The sequence below is a fragment of the Marinobacterium profundum genome (assembly GCF_001528745.1).
GTDB classification, from domain to species: domain Bacteria; phylum Pseudomonadota; class Gammaproteobacteria; order Pseudomonadales; family Balneatricaceae; genus Marinobacterium_A; species Marinobacterium_A profundum.
Genome location: NZ_BCNS01000142.1, coordinates 63,363 through 80,041 on the forward strand (window position 1 = coordinate 63,363; position 16,679 = coordinate 80,041).

The window sequence follows — 16,679 nt, forward strand, 5'->3', positions numbered from 1 at the left end:
ATGAGGTCACTGATGTTGGGGGAAGGCGGCTCAATGCGATCTTGAGGCGTCTATACCTCCTCAAGGGCATGCAGATACAGGTGCCGGCGCACCAGCGCTTGGTCCCCCAGGCGTTCGGCCGCATGCTGCAGTATCCGGTCTAGTCCAATGTGTGCGCCCACAGTTTCGCCGGCAACACCCCGGCGCGGCCTTACCTGGGGCTGGGCAAGGACGACTAGCGCGAGGTGCTGTAGTTCTTGGAAGACGAGATACTTGCGCGGATGCCGGGCGCCTGAGAGCGCGTCTAAGCGACGCTAGCGGCAAGGGGTATCGTGGCATGGGTCGGAAGGGGTTAAACGAATCTGGAAGCGATTAATCGGAGTCTAGCTTGACCGTAGGGTGTGTCATGATAATTCGCTGTCTATTTTCACGCTTGTTGTCTAAGTTTGGAGTCTCAGGCCAAGCATGACACGGAGCTAGTCGATGCGAATTACTTTGCCACCTGTTGACCCTGCAAACATTGATAGTTTTATCAATGATGATTTGCTAATGCGTAGAGAGTTTGGGGAACAATTGCAAAATTTAGTTTTGAACGTAAAGGAACCGTTAGTGGTTTCCTTAGAAGCACCTTGGGGCGAGGGGAAGACTTATTTCGCTCATCAGTGGATGAAGCTTCTGGATGAAGAATCTAGTGTTAAGTGTATATATTTTGATGCTTTTAAATCCGATTATCATGATGAAGCATTTATGACGTTGCTTTCATTGATCTACTCGTATGGTAAAGAAGAATTAGATGAAGATTTTGGTTCTAAAGAAAGTAAACTGAAAGGTCTGAAAAGTGCAGCGTTATCTGTTTTTAAATCCATACCTGGCTCGGCTGCCCGTGCTGGTTTGAAGTTAATTCCTCTTGGAGATGTGCTTACAGAATTTGGGGTGGATGTCTCTCAGCAACTATTATCTAAGACTTCAGAAACGCTTGATGATTGGATGGAAAAACAGTTTGAAGCTCATTCACAAGCTGATTCGCATATAAAACAATTTCAAAATGCTCTTGATGTTTTAGTTAAAGATGTATATGGGACCACCGTTGAAGAAAAACCATTGGTAATTGTAATTGACGAATTGGATAGATGTAGACCAGATTTTGCTCTTCAGTTGCTGGAAAAAATAAAGCATGTTTTTTCTACTAAATCTGTTGTTTTTGTATTGATTAATAATCCTAAACAGCTTCAGGGTTCAGTAAGGGCGGCATACGGTTCAGAGATTGATGCTCATAGTTATTTACAAAAGTTTTACACGATTGCGATTTCATTGCCTAAACGACCACCGCTTAATCTAAGGCAGTCGTATGATCTACATCACTATATGTTGTACGTTTTTGATAAATTGGAAATTAGAAATGAAAAAATCAATCTTTTAGCTACTTGTACTGCAGGCTTGCTTAGTTTGCACAATAAGTCTCTCAGGGACGTTGAAAAGGTTTCAGGTTACTTGGCACTGTATGCATTAGGTAAAGAGTTTAATAATTTAAGTGCACGTGACATATATGTTGTTTCATTACTCTGTGTTACGCGAACGATAAAGCCTGAGCTTTTCTATCGAATCTATGCCGATGACGAAGTGCGAGAAGAAGTAAAAGAATTTGTAGGGTTCAATCGGGAGGAACATTTTGACAAAAATTTAGAGGATATGTCGCAATTCATTTATTGGTTGTTCGTGCGGAATCGTTCCTCAGTAACGGCGAAAGAACTCGGCGTCTACCAGAAGCAGGAAGGAGAGCGGGCAAAAGGAACCCTGCCTAGAGATAAAAAGTCATATGTTCAACGTTTGATTGTCCCTTTGCATCTTATGACTTAGAAACCTCCAACCCACGTTAAACCACTTCTCCCGCGCATACCGCCATCATGGCGGTATGAGCACATTCAAACCCCACAGTTTAGCCACTGGCCTTGCCGCCCTCAGCGGCCGCGCTCCGTCTTCGGTGGCGGCGCTAGCGCTCGACCTAGCGGCGGACGCCAACGGCGGGCAGCAGCTGTTGCCGGCGGGCCGCTTCAGCGCCATTGATGGCCGCCCGTTTGATTGTAGTGCTGGTGATTCGTAAAATTTCCGTGATTCCGTTTACATACCATGCGGTGAAAATTTACAGACTGCTCGGCGGGCTCCAATATCTAGCCCCTAGCCCCTAGCCCCTAGCCCCTTTTTTGGGCTTTTCAATCCAGCCGCTGTATAATGCCCGCCGTTTTTAGTGGCGGTGAAGTTATGGAAATCCTCGACGAAATCAAAACCTTTCTTGGCTGCGAGACCCCGGATGCCTGGGTTGAGGTGGCGTTGCAGAATCAGGCGCTGTTGCTGATAGATCATGCGCACTGCGAGAAGAAAGCGGCGTCCACCGCCATGACGCTGATGTTCCGCTACGTGGATCGCATGGAGCTGCTCAACAAGATGTCACGCCTGGCCCGCGAAGAGCTGATTCACTTCGAGCAGGTGCTGGCGATTATCGAATCCCGGGGTATTCAGTATCAGCATATGCAGTCGGCGCGTTATGCCGGTGGCATGCGGGCAGCGGTGCGCAATCATGAGCCGCAACGGCTGATCGATGTGTTGATCGTGGGGGCCTTTATAGAGGCGCGTTCCTGCGAGCGCTTTGCCAAAATCGGCCCCTTGCTGGATGCGGAGCTGGCGAAGTTCTACCGCTCATTGCTGAAATCCGAAGGACGTCATTACCAGGATTACCTGACGCTGGCCGAAGATGCGGCCGGTGAGCCGATTGATGAGCGTGTTGCCTTTTTCCGCGGCATCGAGAATGAGCTGATTCTGTCGAGCGATGATGAGTTCCGCTTTCACAGCGGAGTACCGTCGGCGAACTGCGATACGAGTATAGGGATTTAACGCTCAGTTGCGCAGGCCGCAGCTTTGCTCTGATTTGATCCCACAAAAGTGGATTCTGAGTTTAATAGCCTGCTCGAACGCGGCAGGTTTTACCGCTGTTTAGCGGAATTCGCCGGCATATCCTCGAAATTCGCCTGGGGCTCATTTCCCGGAATTCGCAGGCTCATTCCAGGCTACCACTGCACCCTAGGCTGGTATTGGAGTAGCGAATTCCAACATCCGCAGCGAAGCTATGGAGTACAGGTTGCTTGGTTACCGCTTTGCTCTTTTTCTAGCCCCTAGCCCCTAGCCCCTTGCCCCTTTATTCTCGCACCTCGCACCTCGCCCCTGCTTTTTAAATCGCAAAGTCGATCAGCTGATAGCCGTCGTTGTCGATCTGCAGATACCAGCCGTGGCTGTCCCAGTCACCCAGTACGATACGGGTTCCCGAGTGTTCGTCATCATTGTCGATGATCTGATGCTGGTGGATGGCGGGGCGATGGGTATGGCCGTGGATCAGCAGGCTGACGCCGGCCTCCGTTAGCGCATTTGAGACCGCCTGTGGATTTACATCCATGATGTCGGCGGATTTCTCTGCGCCTCTAGCCTTGCTGGCTGCGCGAAGCTGTCGGGCGATCGCCAGACGCTCTTCTACGCTTTGAGAAAGGAACTGCTGCTGCCAGGCAGGGTTGCGCACCTGGGTGCGAAAGGCCTGGTATTCAGTGTCGTCGGTGCAGAGCTGATCGCCATGCATCAGCAACGCTTTGCCACCGTGCACGCTGATAAGCTGCTGATCGGGCAGGGCGCGGGCCCCTAAGGTATCCAGAAACGCCTGCCCCACCAGAAAGTCGCGGTTACCGTGCTGAAAGTAAAGCGCGGTACCGCGGGCGGACAACGCTGCCAGTTCGTCGTAAATTGCATCCAGCCCGGGCATGGGCGCATCGTCCCCGATCCAGGCTTCAAAGATATCGCCCAGCAGGTAGAGCGCATCTGCGCCAGGAACGTCCTGTTGCAAAAATGCCAGGAAGGCCTGGCTCAGGTCCGGGCGCTCAGGGCGCAGGTGAAGATCAGCGACAAACAGCAGCGTCATGGGGTCTTCTTACTCGGAAATACGGGCAGATTCGATGATTACGTCTTCAGCCGGCACGTCCTGATGACCGCCGCGGGATGTGGTTTTAACACCCTTGATCTTGTTGACCACGTCCATACCATCGACAACCTTGGCGAAGACAGCGTAGCCCCAGCCCTGGGTGGTCTCAGCGGTGTGATCCAGGAAGCTGTTGTCTTTTACGTTGATAAAGAACTGGGCAGAGGCGGAGTGCGGATCCATGGTGCGGGCCATGGACAGGGTGCCGGTCAGGTTCTTCAGGCCGTTGTTGGCTTCGTTCTCGATGTTGGCGCGGGTTTCTTTCTGCTTCATGCCGGGGGTGAAACCGCCGCCCTGCAGCATGAAACCGTCGATCACGCGGTGGAAGATGACACCGTCGTAGAAACCATCGCGTACGTACTGCTCGAAGTTGGCGGCGGTTTTGGGCGCCTTGTCGTAGTCGAGCTCGATGGAGATGTCGCCGTGGTTGGTCGAGAGAATAATCATTGCTTTACTTCCTGGGGTTGCGATTTTTCGTGATCGGGGGATCTTGAACAATCGCGCATTATACCCAAGTGAAGCGGTTTCGCATCATCCAGGAGGCCGGGGCCGCAATGCGGCGGCCGGTATCGCGAGCGGTTAGTGTGTTCAGCCGCCCGATACGTTTATAATGCTGCGACTTTTCATGCCGTCAGGACAGACTGGACACCAAGCCGACTATGAGCAAGCAAGAACACGTCAAGCCTACAAATTTTATCCATCAGATCATCGAGAGCGACATCGCAGACGAGAAGGTCGCCGGTGGTCAGGTCGTGACACGCTTCCCGCCAGAGCCTAACGGTTATCTGCATATCGGTCACGCCAAGTCGATCTGTCTGAATTTTGGCACTGCTGCCAAGTATCAGGGCCAGTGCAACCTGCGTTTTGACGATACCAACCCCGAAAAAGAGAGCCAGGAATATATCGACGCCATTGCCGAAGATGTGCGCTGGCTGGGCTTCAAGTGGGACGGCGATATCCGTTACACCTCGGACTATTTCGAACAGCTGTACCAGTGGGCGCTGTACCTGATCGCCAACGGCAAGGCTTATGTCGACAGCCTGAGCGCCCACGAAATGCGTGAGTTCCGTGGCAACCTCACGGAAGCGGGCAAGAACAGCCCTTACCGTGAGCGCAGTGTTGCGGAAAACCTTGAGCTGTTTGAGCGCATGCGTAATGGCGAGTTCGACGAAGGCGACTGTGCACTGCGCGTCAAGATCGATATGGCGGCGCCCAACATGAACCTGCGTGATCCGGTAATCTACCGTATCCGCAAGGCGCACCATCACCAGACCGGCGACAAATGGTGCATCTACCCGTCCTACGACTTTGCCCACGGCCAGTCCGATGCGCTGGAAGGGGTTACCCATTCCATTTGTACGCTGGAATTTGAAGATCACCGCCCGCTGTACGACTGGTTCATTGCCAATCTGCCGGTGCCGGCACAGCCGCGCCAGTACGAATTTGCCCGCCTGAACCTGAATTACACCATCACCAGCAAGCGCAAGCTCAAGCTGCTGGTGGATGAAAAGCACGTTGGCGGCTGGGATGATCCGCGCATGCCGACTATTTCCGGCCTGCGTCGTCGTGGCTTTACACCGGCCTCCATTCGCAATTTCTGCGACATGATCGGTGTCACCCGCTCCAATGGCGTGGTTGATATGGGCATGCTGGAATCCGCGGTGCGCGATGACCTGGATACCAATGCACCGCGTGCCATGTGCGTAACGCGTCCGCTCAAGGTAACGGTAAGCAACTTCGCCGAAGGTGAGGAAGAGTGGTTCGAACTGCCGGCTCACCCGAAGGATGAGTCCATGGGGCTGCGCAAGGTTTCCTTTGGTCGCAACCTGCTGATCGAGCAGGAAGACTTTGAAGAAGAGAAACCGCGCAAGTGGAAGCGCCTGGCGCCGGGCGATGCCGTGCGTCTGCGTGGTGCCTACGTGATTACCTGCAATGAAGTGATCAAGGATGCTGCGGGCAAAGTGGTTGAACTGATCTGTAGCTATGATCCGGCCACCAAAGGCGAAAACCCCACGGGCTACAAGCCCAACGGCGTGATTCACTGGGTCAACGCCGATCATTCAGTGCCCTGCGAAGTGCGCCTGTATGATCGTCTGTTCACCGAAGCGAACCCTGAAGCCGATAAGGCGGTGGATTTCCAGACTCACCTTAATGCTGGGTCACTGGAAGTGCTGACCGACAGTCGTGTTGAAATCGGCCTTAAGCACGCAGTGGCTGAAGCCCACTATCAGTTTGAGCGTCTGGGGTATTTCTCCGTCGACAAAGACAGCGATGAGAGCCGCCTGGTGTTTAACCGCACTGTAACGCTGCGCGACTCCTGGGTGAAAATTCAGGGCAAGTAAGCACGCTTCAGTACGCTTAAAGCACGATAAACGCCTGATTCCGGCAGCGGGGTCAGGCGTTTTTGCGTTCAGGCCCCGCAAAATCGACAGGAACAGAGGTTTAGTCCGTGCTTTGCCAGCGTGTTATCTGTTCCAGCACCCAGTCGGGGTCATCGTGGGGCAGGTCGTGGCCGGCGGTTGTATGCAAAGCCAGCGGCGCTCGCCAGTGATTGGCGATGGCAGCGCTGCAGGCGGGGTTGACCAGGGCATCGTTGCGAGAGCAGAGGATGAGTACAGGTTGTGAAGGCACAGAGCCGCCACTGCGATAGCCACTTGCTGCGCCTAGCTGGCGCAAGCAGTTGCTAAGACTCACCGGGTACTCCCGGGCATAACTGAGCCACTGGGCGAGCGTCGCATCCCGATGGCGACTACAGCTTAGGCGGTAGATCAGCGCCTCACGTCCGGCGGTATTGAGCAGCAGCGCCCGTGCGAGACAGGGTAATGCGCTCGGGCGCAGGCGCTGCCAGGGCGGGTTTAGATCTCCCAGACTGCTGTTGATCAGCACCAGGCTGGCAATCTCTGCTGGGAAGCGCAGCGCCCATTCGGTGGCAACCATGGCGCCCATCGACAGGCCAAGCAGCCGCATGGGTGTATTTGTCTGAGTAGCGGGCGCAGAACGCAGCTCCAGGCGCAGAAACTCGACCAAATCGCCCAGACGCAACGGGCTTTGCCGTTGATGCAGCTGGCCGTTGCCGGGCAGGTCGGGGCTCAGTACCCGTGCCTGCAAATGATCCGCCAGGCGCTGGCCAAAGTCGCCCCAGTGGCGCTGCTCCCGCACAAGGCCACGCAGCAGCATCCAGCGGGGCAATGCCTGGGCATCGCTGGGCTCCGTAGTGGATTGGGGGGTTAGCTCTGAGCGCGGGATGAATTCTGTCGGCGCCTGGGTCATGGGTGTTCATCCTTGTACCAGCGTTGCAGTGCGCGCTGCTGCTGGATGTCACGGGCGCTGCCCTCTGGCAGCCACTGCTGCCAGGAGCGTACAGCGCGGATCAAAAACTCGAACAGCGAATTGTGATGGCGCAGGATACGTCGTTGCCGATGCGGCACCAGGGGATTAAAGAGCCCGGTGAAACTGGTGATCTGGCGCAGGTTCTTGCGTACCCAGAGCCAGGAACCCAGTTCCAGCGTTAGTGGCAGGAAGACCGGTATCGGGCCCTTTCTTGCGGCGTGGCGCAGTAGATGCTGATGATACAAATGGTCCCAGAGATCACCGTGGGTGCGGTATTGGTGACACTGGGGCTCGAGCAGATAGCGATGGTGCGGATTGGCGCCTTCGTAGAGCTCCATCAGGGTCTGTATTTCACTGAGCTGTTCCAGCGGGCGCGTGCTGCCGGCATAGGGAAACCAGAGGCGGTCGCGCATGCCAAAGCCGGAGTGGCAATCCAGCGACAGGCAAAAACGCGCACAGCCGATCTCACGGTTCACCAGCGTACAGAGAGCGGCAGATTCTGGCTGCATGGGCTCATCCAGCGCGCCACGATACCAGGGTAGCCAGGCGCCGATACGGTGGCCGGACAGCGGCCATGCGCCTGGCTGTTCAGCGTTGTGTGGGGCATTGCGCATCAGGTCGATACCTTTGGCGTTGGCGCGTGATCCCCTAGCCATGCCGGCGGGGTTCAATAGCGGGCAAAACACCAGGCGGATATGCTCAAGATCCTGCTGCAGCCCCTGATCCCAGTGCAGGCGTGCCAGCAGTGCATCGAGTTGCGCCAGCAACAACTGGGTGCCGATGCGCTCCACTCCGTGAATACCGCCGCACAACAGCAATACCGGCGCCTGTGGATCCGGGTTGCCGAGCCGTATCGCATGCAGGGGATAGCGCTGGGTGCCGTCGATCACCTCTGTCAGTACCGATACATCGAGCTGGCTGCCGCCACGCTTGATGAGCCGTTGCAGTTCATCCAGCTCCGGCAGCGGGCGCTGAGTGCGTTGTTTCGAGTTCATCCGCTGATGAGTCTGGGGCGTGCCAGGCGGTGCGCCAAGACAGAAAATATTGTGAGGGTTGAGTTCAGCAGTGTCATGGGTGTCCGGGTTATAAAGGCAGGTTTGTGCAACAGGGCAGCAAAGCAGAGTCTGGCTTATGGGCGTGCAGTTTAGCTGCTATGCTCGCGAGCGTTAGCAGCGTCACAAAGGGTTCACACAGTGGTTTTGAGCAGGGTTTGTTTTCGTAAGAATGGAGAAGCGGTGAGTGCGATAGAGGGGCGCGTGGGAGCCAGGGCCACCTGGGCGGCTGTGATGACAGTACTGCTGTTCGCAGCGGGCTGCTCCACGCTGGACGGACCGGCAAGGTCCGAAGCTGAGGCGCCAGCGCAGGCTTCGACAGCCACGGCAGCGCAGACGGATAGGACACCGGCGCAGCAACCAGTCCTGCAGCCTGAGGCGCCTGTTCAGGCGCAATCTTCTCAGACGCCTGCTCAGGTGGAATCCGCTAAGGTCCCTTCAACCAGGACGTCTTCCCCCAGGGTGAAGGGTGCGGTCATTGCGCCGGATACCGCTGATAAGGCTGTAGCACCGCCAGCAGCGGGGAATAGAAGTGGTGTGGCCCAAGTGCAGCGCGTGGCGCTGCTGCCCAACACAGTGCTTGAAACTTCAGGGCTTGCGCAGATAGAAGGCCGCCTCTGGACACTTAACGACAGTGGCGATGATGCCGCTATCTATCAGCTCTCAAGTGATGGTCGCCGTATCGCCAAGACGCTCTATCTGGCAGGCGCACGCAATATCGACTGGGAGTCTCTGGCGCTGGATGCTGACACTTTGTATATCGCCGATTGCGGCAATAACCGGGGCAGGCGAGCAACATTGCAGCTCTACAGGGTTGCGCTTGATGCGCTTAGTGCGCCCGATGGAAGCCGGGTTGAGTATGAGGTCAGCCATTTTCGCTATGGCCACCGGCTTGAAGTGAGCGCGTCGGCTAGTCACAACTTCGACTGTGAGGCCATCACTGTGGTTGGCGATGAGCTTTGGCTGTTCAGCAAGAATCGTGGGGATGGGCATACAGAGTTGTATCGGCTAGACAAGCAGGCCCGTGAACAGGCGCTGTACCCGTATCGAACTTATCCCGTGAATGGGCTTATTACGGCGGCGGACTATGATCCGGTATCCAGGCGGCTGGTATTGCTGGGATATAGTCGTGAGCGCTTCTTTGGTCATAGCTTTATCTGGATTATACCGTTATCTAATAATGGCGATGGTGCTCAAAAGCTGGCACCAGAGTGGAGCGGAGCGCAACGCTACAAGCTGAGCACCTATGCGCAGTGGGAGGCCATCAGCTGGGATGGTTCGCACAGGCTGGTGCTCAGCGCCGAGCGCAGCCCCTTGTCGGACGCGCAATTGGGCGAGATTCGCCTCGATGCGCAGGGTCTGCCACTGGCCCCAGAGGCGGACCCGGACGATGCTTCATTCTGGTAGCTAATCCGGCGTCCATTGCGCAATCAATTGATTTATAATGGCGCCCATACGTGCTGCGGGGCAGGCCTAAGGGCTCTGAAACCCTTGGCGGAATCCCGAATCTGACTCAAAAGCTGGTTTGATGCTGCAAATCTATAACACTCTGAGCAAGGATAAAGTGCCCTTCGAGCCGATCGACGCGGGCAAAATTCGCATGTATGTCTGCGGCATCACGGTCTATGACTTCTGTCATATCGGCCACGCCCGGGTCATGGTGTCCTTCGATGTCATTACCCGTTACCTGCGTGCGCGCGGCTGGGATCTGACCTATGTGCGCAATATCACCGATGTGGATGACAAGATCATCAAGCGTGCGGCCGAAAACGGCGAGACACCCGATGTTCTGACCGGTCGCATGATCCAGGCCATGCATGAAGACGAAACCCGTCTGTCGGTGCTGCGCCCGGATATGGAGCCCCGCGCCACGGCTCATATGGATGATATCCTAGCGCTGGTGCAGACCCTGATCGAAAAGGGCTTTGCCTACGCGGCCAGCAACGGTGATGTTTATTATCGGGTCGAGAAATTCGAAGGCTACGGCAAGCTGACACGCCAGAACATCGATGAGCTGCGTTCCGGCAGCCGCGTTAATGTTGAAGAAGCCAAGGAAAGCCCGCTGGATTTCGTGCTCTGGAAAGCAGCCAAGCCCGGCGAAGTCAGCTGGGAGTCGCCCTGGGGCCCCGGTCGCCCCGGTTGGCATATTGAGTGCTCGGCCATGTCCAAATGCTGCCTGGGCGATACCTTCGACATTCACGGTGGCGGCCCCGATTTGCCGTTCCCGCATCATGAGAACGAGATTGCCCAGTCGGAAGCTGCCAACGGCGTCCAGTACGTCAATACCTGGATGCACGCCGGCCCTGTACGGGTGAACAGCGAAAAAATGTCCAAGTCGCTGGGCAACTTTTTCACCATTCGTGATGTGCTTGAAAAGTATGATGCGGAAGTTGTGCGCTACTTCCTGGCCAGCGTGCACTATCGCAGCTACATCGACTACAGCGAAGACAGCCTTAAAGAAGCCCGCAGCGCGCTGGAGCGTTTTTACCAGGCACTGGGCTCGGTGGAGTGCGCCGACGCCGAGCTGGATAACGATTTCGAAGCCCGCTTTTTCGCCGCCATGGACGATGACTTCAATACGCCCAAGGCGATGGCGGTGCTATTTGAACTGGTCAGTGAGCTGAACCGCGCAGTGCGCGAAGGCAGTGTGGATGCTGGCAAGCTGGCGGCACAGCTCAAGCGTCTGGGGGGCATTATCGGGCTCTTGCAGCAGAGCCCGGATGCCTTTCTCAAAGGTGAAGATCGTGCTGGGGATCTAGGTGCCGAGCAGATCGAAGCCCTGATTCTGCAACGCAAGAACGCCCGCACGAATCGTGATTTCGCACTGTCCGATAAAATTCGTGATGATCTCGCGGCCCAGGGTGTCATCCTCAAGGATGATCGCTCCGGCACCAGCTGGTATCGCGAGGGCTGATATCACTGTTGCAGTGAGACACTAAGGCGGCCAAGGCCGCCTTTTCTATACCAATGGTTTTATACGCAAGGCAGCGCGTTTTATACCGCTATATTCAGTTTTAATTCACTCAGGTTTTTTACCCTTGTGGGCATGACTCTCATACTTTTCTGCAAGCGCCCGCGCCTTGGTGTCGGCAAGCAACGCCTGGCTCGGGTGCTCGGCCAACAGAGTGCCTTCCGGATCGCAGACATACTGCATCAGTGCGCACTGGCGCAGCTTGCCAGCTGGCCTGGCCGGACCGTGATGGCCTGTGCCGATGCCGCCGATTGCGACAGCTATCGAACTGAGCATCCCTGGATTGATACGGTGATTGCCCAGCAGGGCGATAATCTTGGTCAGCGTATCAACCATGTGGAGCGTCTGTTAAGGGCGGCAGGGCATGAGCGGCTTCTTATCATCGGCTCGGATATGCCGGAGCAAACACCTGATCAATTGCTGGTGGCTGCCGAGAAGCTCGGTCAGCACGACATAGTACTGTCTGGTGCCACTGACGGCGGAGTCACACTGATGGCAGCTGCGGTGGCCTGGCCGGAACTCGATGCACTGCCCTGGAGTACCCCTGAACTGGGTCAGGCGCTGGTGCAATGCTGTGAGCAGGAAGGGCTCTCGGTCGGCTGGGTGGCGCCCTGTGACGATGTCGATCTGGTGGCAGATCTGCGCCGCCTGCGCGCATCCCTTGCCGATGATCCACGCGCACCGCAACAGGCGCTTCGTAAACTTATACAGGAACTTGTTTGATGGAACCGATTCGCAGTCGCGACTGGTATAGCACTCCCGAAGGTCAGCCCCGCGGCTACATTCGCCCCCATGCGCTGCGTGAGTTGTGGTTTCACACCGGTACGGCCTGCAACCTCAGTTGCCCCTTCTGTCTTGAAGGTTCAAAGCCCGGTGATAACCGGCTGCAGTTGCTGAAACTGGCAGATGCCGAACCCTATATTGATGAAGCCGCCGAAATGGGCGTGGAACAGATTTCATTCACCGGCGGTGAGCCCTTTCTGGCAAAAGATCTGGTGCGCATACTGCAGCGGGCAAGTGAAGTCGCACCCTGTCTGGTGCTGACCAATGGCACCGAGGCCCTGCACAAGCGCATCGATCAACTGGGGGTACTGAGTGACTCCGTTCATCCGGTGAGCTTTCGTGTCAGCATCGATTCAATCGATCGTGCCGAACATGATAAGGGCAGGGGTGAGGGTAATTTCGACCGCGCCTTTGAAGGTTTGCGCCTGTTGCATGCCAGAGGCTTTCACGTCTCCATAGCCCGTCATATGAAGGTGGATGAAGATACCCCGCGGGTTGCCGCGCAGTACGCCGCCTTGCTGGTAGAGCAGGGCTTGCCGGCGGACCTTACCCAGGTCGCCTTTCCTGATTTCCTTCCGCCTGGCAGTGATGCCGATGTGCCGGGCGTCACAACCAACTGTATGACCCAGTTTCAGAGCGAAGCTAGCAGGCGTAATTTTATGTGCGCCTTCAGCAAGATGGTACTCAAGCAAAACAACCGCATGCGGGTCTATGCCTGCACCCTGGTGGATGATGATCCCGAGTATGATCTGGGCTCAACCCTGCGTGAGGCCATGGAGCAGCAGGTAAGCATGAAGCACCATCGCTGTTTTTCGTGTTTCCGCTATGGCTCGTCCTGCAGTGAAATCTGACGTAGTTACACCGCCGGTCAGCGTTATTATTCCGATTGGGCCAGGCGAGGCGGGCCCCTTCAGATTAATCGAGACACTGGGCCTGTTACCTCCGAGCTGGGAGATTGTATTTGCTCTTTGTGAATCCAGGGATGATCTTGCACTGCCTTTGAACAAGCGAGTTTATACCGTTATCTCAAATAAAGGCCGTGCCATTCAAATGAACACTGCGGCCCAGTTAGCAGGCGGGCGGGCACTGTGGTTTTTACATCTCGATTCTGTCCTGACGCGCGAGATGATTCATGCGCTTGAGCAGGGGTTGGCTTCAAAGCCTGATGCGCTGCATTATTTTCAGCTTGCTTTCGCTGGCGATGGGGCAGGGCCTATGGCGTTCAATGCCAAAGGTGCTAATCTGCGCTCGAACTGGCTGGGCATTCCCTTTGGGGATCAGGGGCTTTGCCTGTCGGCCGCGAGTTTTCGGGCGCTGGGCGGTTATTGCGAGAAAGTATCCTACGGTGAAGATCATTTACTGGTGTGGCACGCACGCCAGTTGGGATTAAAACTGAATGGCCTGGATGCAGAGCTTTGCACCAGTGCACGCAAGTATGATCAGCAGGGGTGGTGGCGTTTGACCCTGTTGTACCAGTGGCGCTGGATCAGACAGGCATGGCCACAGTATGTGCGTTTGCTGCGTGGCAAGTTCGATCCACGTCAGCGAATTCAGAATCAGTAAACATTAATTCCAGGGGCGCTATCAGCGATATTTCGCCGGCTCAGTCAGCGTATGCAGTTATATACTGGCTGAGTCGAAACTTTATCTCTCTGTAGTGCAATCTTGCACGCTGCGGCTCCCGGTACGCTTGAGAGTTGATGGCTTTAGTTTGATCGTGTTTTTATCCAGGAATCTGCCCCATTTAAAACTGCGCGCAAACTCATCCGCAAGGTTCGGTGGCAGTGGGCGTGAAATCAGATACCCCTGCAGCCAGTCACACTTGATTTCACTCATTTGAGAGAACTGCTCGGTTGTTTCTATTCCTTCGGCGATGACAGTCAGTCCCAGGCGCTTTGCCAGTACCGACAGGGTTTCGCAAATCGCCAGTCCTGGTGTTGTTTGCGTGTCGATAACAAAGCTGCGGTCGATTTTAAGTGTGTCCAGTGGAAGCTGGCGCAGGTAACTGAGGGATGAGTAGCAGGTACCAAAATCGTCGAGAGCGATTTTAACTCCGGTTTTTCGCAGTTTCTTCAGCAGCAGAATATTGGCCTCGGGCTGTTGCATCAGCATAGTTTCAGTTAATTCCAGGCTGAGGGAGTCAGCATTGATTTCCGTCTCGGTTAAGGTGCTGAGTAATTCTTTCTCGAAGTCTGGTTGCGTCAGTTGCTTGATCGATACGTTAACGCACATGTGCTGGATGGGTGAGCCGTTATCCTGCCATTGCTTGAGCTGTTGGCAGGCACTACTCAGTACCCATTGTCCAACTTCCACGATCATTCCTGACTGCTCCAGCAGATCAATAAAATCACCCGGATACAGCAGGCCGCGTGTTGGATGCTGCCAGCGCAGCAGCGCTTCAACACAGTCGACGATGCCTGAAGCTCGATTCAGCTCAGGCTGATAATGCAGCACGAATTGATCATCCGACAAGGCCGAGTGCAGATCAGTGAGCAGTAACAGACGCTGTTGCGATTTATCGTCAATATGCTTTGCATACAGAACGGTTTTTCCAGTGCCTTGGCGTTTGGCCAGGTACATGGCCGTATCGGCATTGCGTAACAATTGCGAGGCGGAGGTGCCATGGTCCGGGTACAGGGCAATGCCGATGCTGGCGTGTACGTAAATCTTGTCCTGCTCTAGGTAAACAGGGGCGGAGAAAGACTGATGCAGACGGTCGGCAACCAGAAAGGCATGCTCATCGTCAGGTATTGAGGGTACAAGCACCAAAAATTCATCGCCGCCCAGTCGTCCAACCGTAAGGCGTAGATCACCTTCAGTGTCGTCAGGCTCCTGTGCTTTTATTCGAATAAGCTGATCAGATGCGCGCAAGCTATGTGATGCGCGTTGTGATATCTCCACCAGAAGCTTGTCACCTGCATGATGTCCCAAGGTGTCATTCACTTCCTTGAAGTCATCAAGATCAATCATTAGTACCGCATATTTTCCGCCCTGTGCTGCCTGTTTTTTAAGCGCATTGGTCAAGGTCTCAGCCACCAGGCGCCGGTTGGGCAACCCGGTCAGGGAGTCGAAATTGGCCATTTCCGTCAGCATTTTTGTTGATCGGCGCTGCACAAACAGGACCCATTCCGCCGCGATCAAAAGCACGGCGATAAGCAGGCTAAGTATCAGTAACCGCTGCCACATATCGGTGTATATAGGCTCGGCTGCCGCGTCAATATACGCCTGTGAAGTGTAGCGATGCAGTTGCCATGCCTGGCTGTGGGATAGGGTCACTTCTTTTACCAGATGAAGGCCGGCTTTGGCTTCTCCTGTAACATAACCAGGCAGGTCCTGATTTCGCCGATCCATTATCTGTACGCCGGTTTCGCTGTTAGTTAGTACGTATTCTGCAGCAGGGGCGTCCAGGTCTATTGAGCTTTGTGCCAATACCAGGTTATCGGCGACTGTCACTGGAAGAGTAGGCCAGCCTATCAATGCGGCTTCGAGTACATTGGCACGCATGACCGCCGTCACCAATCCTTTGAATGCGTTGCGGGGTTGGTCGTATATGGGAACTGAAAACAGAATGCCGTAGGTGTTGCGCTCGTCACCTTTGGCGATAGAAGTGTATTGCGAATTGTCACAGGTGCGCAGCAATGACGAGCTGACCTGGGCAATGCCTTTGGGAGCCTCATCAGGCAAAAAGGAATAGTGTTGTTTCAGGTAGGCCAGTTGGCGGACATATTCCTCGTACTCGGCCTCTTCGTATTCTTCAGGACGGTCACTATCGCTGGTCGGTTCGGCAGCCTTCGAGTTTTCGATACGCTCGAGCAGGACCTGATCGTACATCAAGAAGGGGACTTGCCCGCGCCCAGGGTTGAATCCGTCATATACCAGATAGATTTCAGATATATCAACATCACTGCTGATATGGTTGTACAGCTGTTGAATCGTATTCGCATCATGGCTGGGGAGTAACCCCAGTTCGACAACGTCTTGCGTATCATTTTCACGGTTCTTGGCCGCAGCGGCGCGTACCGCCGGAAGCAGCGAAATCGTTCTGATTGTGACATGAGTCCTTGTCAGAATTCCGCCAATCTTGTCAGCCATGGCTTGCGTTTCAATCTGTATGTTGTGACTGATGTCTTCTTCGGTGCGCTCCACCAGTTGCCGGCTATCATGGTAGATGGCGATGGCGCCGCTAATCCAAAGCACAATAAAACCCGCTGGAATGACAAACCTGCCCAGTTTAGCTGCGCGGTGACGAATATATAGCCTTTGCTTCGCTCTTGGCCTTTTCGCCTTCTTGTGATGCGGCGGCATTTTTTCTGATTAATTCCTTGTCACTAACAACCTCTCCATCATTGAGATGATCTGCGTCTGACGCCGTCCAGTGGTGTGAATACACAGGCATGCAAGGGAGCGGAAAATTCATCTAATCAGAACAAAGTGTAGCGGTCTTCCGGCGCGGCATGGCTATTTTAGTCGTTAGTCATGGAAAAGCCTGAGCTTGTAAGGCTCTATTGTCGAATCTCAAGAGCTGAGTCGCTAGGAGGCTGTCCGACAA

At 54.9% G+C, this 16,679-nt stretch carries 14 protein-coding genes; 9 read left to right on the forward strand and 5 right to left on the reverse strand.

What is annotated here, in order from left to right; translation table 11 throughout:
- Positions 1–462: 462 nt before the first annotated feature.
- The 3 genes from MPRO_RS16870 (at position 463) to MPRO_RS16880 (ending at position 2,868) form a co-directional block, all read left to right on the forward strand.
- On the forward strand, positions 463–1,836 hold the full coding sequence (locus MPRO_RS16870; RefSeq protein WP_067295439.1) for a KAP family P-loop NTPase fold protein: 1,374 nt from the start codon (positions 463–465) through the stop codon (positions 1,834–1,836).
- Positions 1,837–1,891: 55 nt separating this feature from the next.
- Positions 1,892–2,080 carry a hypothetical protein gene (locus tag MPRO_RS16875; RefSeq protein WP_067295443.1) on the forward strand — a complete coding sequence of 63 codons (189 nt, stop codon included), beginning with the start codon at positions 1,892–1,894 and terminating at the stop codon, positions 2,078–2,080.
- Positions 2,081–2,238: 158 nt separating this feature from the next.
- The gene (locus MPRO_RS16880; protein ID WP_216821322.1) at positions 2,239–2,868 is read left to right on the forward strand and encodes a MiaE family protein; all 630 of its coding nucleotides are present in this window, start codon (positions 2,239–2,241) and stop codon (positions 2,866–2,868) included.
- 334 nt (positions 2,869–3,202) lie between these two features.
- Here MPRO_RS16880 and MPRO_RS16885 read toward each other — a convergent pair whose 3' ends face one another.
- The gene (locus MPRO_RS16885) at positions 3,203–3,937 is read right to left on the reverse strand and encodes a UDP-2,3-diacylglucosamine diphosphatase (RefSeq protein ID WP_067295452.1); all 735 of its coding nucleotides are present in this window, start codon (positions 3,935–3,937) and stop codon (positions 3,203–3,205) included.
- Between the two features lie 9 nt (positions 3,938–3,946).
- Positions 3,947–4,441, reverse strand: coding sequence for a peptidylprolyl isomerase (locus tag MPRO_RS16890; RefSeq protein ID WP_067295456.1), 495 nt, complete (start codon positions 4,439–4,441; stop codon positions 3,947–3,949).
- Positions 4,442–4,653: 212 nt separating this feature from the next.
- Between MPRO_RS16890 and MPRO_RS16895 the strand changes: the two genes are divergently transcribed.
- On the forward strand, positions 4,654–6,336 hold the full coding sequence (locus tag MPRO_RS16895) for a glutamine--tRNA ligase/YqeY domain fusion protein (protein ID WP_067295459.1): 1,683 nt from the start codon (positions 4,654–4,656) through the stop codon (positions 6,334–6,336).
- A 100-nt stretch (positions 6,337–6,436) separates the two neighbouring features.
- Here MPRO_RS16895 and MPRO_RS16900 read toward each other — a convergent pair whose 3' ends face one another.
- Complete coding sequence (locus MPRO_RS16900) at positions 6,437–7,264, reverse strand: alpha/beta fold hydrolase (RefSeq protein WP_067295463.1); 828 nt, start codon at positions 7,262–7,264, stop codon at positions 6,437–6,439.
- A complete protein-coding gene (locus tag MPRO_RS16905; RefSeq protein WP_067295467.1) occupies positions 7,261–8,319 on the reverse strand; it encodes a M14 family zinc carboxypeptidase in 1,059 nt (352 codons plus the stop codon). Before MPRO_RS16905 ends, MPRO_RS16900 begins: the two co-directional genes overlap by 4 nt.
- Positions 8,320–8,913: 594 nt before the next feature.
- On the opposite strand from MPRO_RS16905, the gene MPRO_RS16910 reads away from it, so the two are divergent.
- From MPRO_RS16910 to MPRO_RS16930, 5 genes are all read left to right on the forward strand, one after another.
- The gene (locus MPRO_RS16910; protein WP_067295470.1) at positions 8,914–9,783 is read left to right on the forward strand and encodes a hypothetical protein; all 870 of its coding nucleotides are present in this window, start codon (positions 8,914–8,916) and stop codon (positions 9,781–9,783) included.
- A gap of 121 nt (positions 9,784–9,904) precedes the next feature.
- Positions 9,905–11,290 carry a cysteine--tRNA ligase gene (cysS, locus tag MPRO_RS16915; RefSeq protein WP_067295475.1) on the forward strand — a complete coding sequence of 462 codons (1,386 nt, stop codon included), beginning with the start codon at positions 9,905–9,907 and terminating at the stop codon, positions 11,288–11,290.
- 132 nt (positions 11,291–11,422) lie between these two features.
- Positions 11,423–12,070 carry a TIGR04282 family arsenosugar biosynthesis glycosyltransferase gene (locus MPRO_RS16920; RefSeq protein WP_067295478.1) on the forward strand — a complete coding sequence of 216 codons (648 nt, stop codon included), beginning with the start codon at positions 11,423–11,425 and terminating at the stop codon, positions 12,068–12,070.
- Complete coding sequence (locus tag MPRO_RS16925; protein ID WP_067295480.1) at positions 12,070–12,981, forward strand: radical SAM protein; 912 nt, start codon at positions 12,070–12,072, stop codon at positions 12,979–12,981. Before MPRO_RS16920 ends, MPRO_RS16925 begins: the two co-directional genes overlap by 1 nt.
- A 274-nt stretch (positions 12,982–13,255) precedes the next feature.
- The gene (locus tag MPRO_RS16930; protein WP_158651850.1) at positions 13,256–13,693 is read left to right on the forward strand and encodes a hypothetical protein; all 438 of its coding nucleotides are present in this window, start codon (positions 13,256–13,258) and stop codon (positions 13,691–13,693) included.
- Between the two features lie 81 nt (positions 13,694–13,774).
- On the opposite strand, the gene MPRO_RS16935 is transcribed toward MPRO_RS16930, so the two are convergent.
- Positions 13,775–16,435, reverse strand: a complete 2,661-nt coding sequence (locus tag MPRO_RS16935; protein WP_067295487.1) for a putative bifunctional diguanylate cyclase/phosphodiesterase — start codon at positions 16,433–16,435, stop codon at positions 13,775–13,777.
- Positions 16,436–16,679 lie beyond the last annotated feature (244 nt).

Coding starts and splice junctions, on each gene's coding strand:
- MPRO_RS16890 (WP_067295456.1), bottom strand. CDS start 4,441: ATGATTATTCTCTCGACCAACCACGGCGACATCTCCATCGAGCTCGAC.
- MPRO_RS16880 (WP_216821322.1), top strand. CDS start 2,239: ATGGAAATCCTCGACGAAATCAAAACCTTTCTTGGCTGCGAGACCCCG.
- MPRO_RS16905 (WP_067295467.1), bottom strand. CDS start 8,319: ATGAACTCGAAACAACGCACTCAGCGCCCGCTGCCGGAGCTGGATGAA.
- MPRO_RS16920 (WP_067295478.1), top strand. CDS start 11,423: ATGACTCTCATACTTTTCTGCAAGCGCCCGCGCCTTGGTGTCGGCAAG.
- MPRO_RS16870 (WP_067295439.1), top strand. CDS start 463: ATGCGAATTACTTTGCCACCTGTTGACCCTGCAAACATTGATAGTTTT.
- MPRO_RS16885 (WP_067295452.1), bottom strand. CDS start 3,937: ATGACGCTGCTGTTTGTCGCTGATCTTCACCTGCGCCCTGAGCGCCCG.
- MPRO_RS16930 (WP_158651850.1), top strand. CDS start 13,256: ATGATTCATGCGCTTGAGCAGGGGTTGGCTTCAAAGCCTGATGCGCTG.
- MPRO_RS16925 (WP_067295480.1), top strand. CDS start 12,070: ATGGAACCGATTCGCAGTCGCGACTGGTATAGCACTCCCGAAGGTCAG.
- cysS (WP_067295475.1), top strand. CDS start 9,905: ATGCTGCAAATCTATAACACTCTGAGCAAGGATAAAGTGCCCTTCGAG.
- MPRO_RS16895 (WP_067295459.1), top strand. CDS start 4,654: ATGAGCAAGCAAGAACACGTCAAGCCTACAAATTTTATCCATCAGATC.
- MPRO_RS16900 (WP_067295463.1), bottom strand. CDS start 7,264: ATGACCCAGGCGCCGACAGAATTCATCCCGCGCTCAGAGCTAACCCCC.
- MPRO_RS16875 (WP_067295443.1), top strand. CDS start 1,892: ATGAGCACATTCAAACCCCACAGTTTAGCCACTGGCCTTGCCGCCCTC.
- MPRO_RS16935 (WP_067295487.1), bottom strand. CDS start 16,435: ATGCCGCCGCATCACAAGAAGGCGAAAAGGCCAAGAGCGAAGCAAAGG.